General features: G+C 61.9%; 5 protein-coding genes. 1 reads left to right on the top strand and 4 read right to left on the bottom strand.

The annotated features are described in order from the left end of the window. Nucleotides 1-71 precede the first annotated feature (71 nt). Genes FPZ47_RS30820 through FPZ47_RS27180 form a run of 4 tightly spaced genes read right to left on the bottom strand, consistent with a single transcriptional unit; the run spans nucleotide 72 to nucleotide 1,649 of the window. Nucleotides 72-338 carry a TOTE conflict system archaeo-eukaryotic primase domain-containing protein gene (locus tag FPZ47_RS30820; RefSeq protein ID WP_428321254.1) on the bottom strand — a complete coding sequence of 89 codons (267 nt, stop codon included), beginning with the start codon at nucleotides 336-338 and terminating at the stop codon, nucleotides 72-74. Beyond that, a complete protein-coding gene (locus tag FPZ47_RS30070; RefSeq protein WP_246133641.1) occupies nucleotides 310-495 on the bottom strand; it encodes a hypothetical protein in 186 nt (61 codons plus the stop codon). The genes FPZ47_RS30820 and FPZ47_RS30070 overlap by 29 nt, the downstream gene beginning before the upstream one ends. Nucleotides 496-527: 32 nt before the next feature. After that, a complete protein-coding gene (locus FPZ47_RS27175) occupies nucleotides 528-1,100 on the bottom strand; it encodes a PIN domain-containing protein (protein ID WP_144957332.1) in 573 nt (190 codons plus the stop codon). 12 nt (nucleotides 1,101-1,112) lie between these two features. Next, complete coding sequence (locus FPZ47_RS27180; RefSeq protein ID WP_144957329.1) at nucleotides 1,113-1,649, bottom strand: helix-turn-helix domain-containing protein; 537 nt, start codon at nucleotides 1,647-1,649, stop codon at nucleotides 1,113-1,115. A gap of 602 nt (nucleotides 1,650-2,251) precedes the next feature. Between FPZ47_RS27180 and FPZ47_RS29070 the strand changes: the two genes are divergently transcribed. Next, nucleotides 2,252-2,451, top strand: a 200-nt coding sequence (locus FPZ47_RS29070) for a hypothetical protein (RefSeq protein WP_210420034.1), incomplete at its 3' end; no start/stop codon positions are given.

Below are 2,451 nucleotides of genomic sequence, written 5' to 3' on the forward strand. Positions count from 1 at the left end.
ATCCAACCGGCCCGCCCATCGTCAACCCCAGTGACGAATCCCCACCCCGTGGTCGTCATCCAGAGAGACGCTCAACAATCTGCCGCGATCCACCAGCAGGTGTCGTCATCGCTCAGCGGATACAAGCCGATGTGTGCCTCGCCCCGCAGGTGGGCATCAACGACCTCCGGGGCCAGCGGGACGTAAGGTGCGTCGGCCCGATTCATCCCCTTGCGCCAAAAGCCTTTGATCGCCGGCATCCAACCCGAACGGCCATCTCGCCGGTTCTCCCAACGCAGCGCGTAAACATCGGCGCGACAACGGAACAGATCAAAAAAAGAACCGCACTTTATCGGCAGAGCTGGAGCCCATGGTCACCGGTGAGGCCGGTGCTCCCGTCAGTGTTGCCTGGTCACCGGCAGCTGCGCGCGCCTGCTCCTCACTCAACCGAAGAAGACGACGTAAACGCGCATTGTCGGCACGCAGCGTATCCAATTCGCCAGGGAAATTCTCCATGCCGCTAACGATCACGTCTTCTTGACCGTCAGCTAAATGACGCCGCGGATGAGTTCGACCGCTTCGATCATGGCGTAGCGTGCCACGAGGTGGTCAAGGATCTCGTCGACAGTGGACGAAGGCCGAACGAATCTGGAAGCCATGCCCATCACCGCGCGATAGGCGACGTAGGGCGACACCGCGACGGTGTCGGCAGCGAACTGCGCAGGTGAGATCACCATAAGGGGTTTGGGGATCTGTTGCGGTGGAAAGTCTTTCAAGTTGCTGGTGACGATCACATCCGCTCCTCCAACCAGTGCCGCCGCGACAACATGTTCGTCATCGACGTCGGGAAGCCCAAACGTGCCGTCCAGGCTTTCCCAGTTCGATACGACGGCGTCATCGAACGCCGTGCTCATTCGATCAACGAGGCGTTGCGCCCGCTGCGCCGCGAGAACTGGGTCGTGGCCGCGACCGATGAGCTTCTGCGCATCGTGGTAACGCAATTCATCGAGGATCGCTGTTGACCACAACGGCCGATACAAACCCTGGACCGCCAGCGAGAGCAGGAAGTCGCGCTGCAGGCTCGGCCACAGCACTGAGGTATCCAACAACGCGGCGAACATTCTCAGATGTTGTCAGCGCGTGGCGGCCTTGGCTCGCCGCCGCTCTGCGACGACCTGGCGTGCTTCACGCAGCCGCTGGCGAACTACATCCGGATCGTCCTCACCGTCAATGTCGACAGCCGTAGCCGCCAGCGCCTCGTACTGGCGATTGCGGCGCTGCTCACGGTAGGCGAGAATGTCGTCGAGCAGCAGTCGATGGCGATTGCCGATCCGTTCAGCCGGCAACGTACCGTCGGTGATCAGACGAATCACCGTCGGGCGGCTGACACCCAACAGGTCGGCAGCTTGTTGGGTGGTCAACTTCATCGTCTGCGGAGCGATGGTGACGGCCTTGCCGGCACTGAGCGCGGCCACCACTTTCTTCAGCGCCTGATGCACTGTCGGTGGCAGCTCGATCCGGTCATGCTCATCGACACCGACAAGGGCGTAACGAGGCAAAGCCGCCGATCCGCGGGGACGCTCATGAGCGGCGAGGAACCCAACGACGAGGGCCATCTCGTCACGCCCTTCCGGGACGAATGTTGCCGCCTCTATCGCCTCTGCGCCCACACCGAGCTCCTATCCGAACAAAACGAAATAATGTTTGGAACATTCGAACAATACCTTGTCTCGGTTGGAACCGCACGGCCGGAACGCAGCACCGTAGTTGTCGCGAGTTCGAGCGGCGGCGGGCAGGGCGACGCCGTAGCGGACGCTTGTCCGGGACCAGTCTGGGACCACACGTTATGCGCGATGCCGAACGACCTGCACGTCAGTGAACGTCACACACCACGCCTTGACCAAGAAAACCTCCGGTGAACTGGGGAAACGCGCTACCGCTGCTTTCTGGGGGTCAAGTGGTCGCAGGTTCAAATCCTGTCAGCCCGACCAGAGGAAACGTGTCCTGATCTGCGGTAATGAAGCTCCGCTACCTCTGTGGTTGCTTGATGTGAAAACCACGCTGGGGACCACAGAGGTGCGTCGGTGCGCTCGATGGACTCGTGCGGCGGGATTTCGGGTCGGTTGTACCGCACGTCATGCACGCTATGCGCGCCTGTGCACGTTATCCGGCTCGGCCGGGGGCGCTGTCCTTGTGCTGAGGTTGTCCGCTGGTCAAGTGGGGTGGTGGCACGCAAGTCCTATCAGCGTCGTGCGCGGTCAGGGAATCCATCGTGAGGTTGTCAGCGCTTGGCGGCCTTGGCTCGGCGCCGTTCGGCGACCGCTCGGCGCGCTCCGCGAAGCTGTTGACGAACGACTTCCGGGTCGTCGTCAGCATCCGTGTCAACCGCTGTGGTGGCATGAGAAGCCCTATGTCAAGCCGCCTCGTCTTGGGTGAGGATTCGTTGGAGTGCGCGGTGTTTGTCGGGGGCGT

The sequence above is a fragment of the Mycobacterium helveticum genome, assembly GCF_007714205.1.
GTDB lineage: Bacteria > Actinomycetota > Actinomycetes > Mycobacteriales > Mycobacteriaceae > Mycobacterium > Mycobacterium helveticum.